A 507-nucleotide genomic window follows, 5' to 3' on the forward strand; every position below is an offset into this window, starting at 1 on the left:
CGTCTTCGAGAATGTCGAATACGCTGGATGAATCAGAGGCAAACGGGTGCTTAAACATGTCTCGCACGTCACTCTCTTTGGTATCAAAGTGGGTGGTGATTCGGAGTTTGTCACCAAACTTACCTTGGCCAAAATACGCTAAGCGACCTTGGTTGTAGATATCATCTTGATATTGGTCATCAACCGCCAATGCTGCCGAATTACCTGTGACTTTGTTTTTACCAATGTAGAAATCCGCCAAACCCGCTTGTACCCAATATTCATCCGGAATACGCACGTACAGTTGGTAACGTCGCTCTTCACCGCTATCAAATACCACACGAGTTGGGAATAGATAGGCGTCGGCTGGCAAGTATTGTTCGGCGTAAAGCTCGCCCTCTTCTACGTCAAATTCATCTTCACCAATCACCACCTTGTCGACACCTTTTAGTCCCGTCCCCATAAACCTTGCCAGACCAGCCGAGGTAGGAATGTTGTGGCGCATCAACTGAGCTTTGCCAAGCTTAC

At 47.7% G+C, this 507-nt stretch carries 1 pseudogene; it reads right to left on the reverse strand.

Features of this window, described 5'->3' with window-relative positions:
- Positions 1-507, reverse strand: a pseudogene (locus R7Z50_RS31340) (hypothetical protein); the annotation flags it as partial.

This window comes from Vibrio sp. 1249-1, assembly GCF_033340495.1.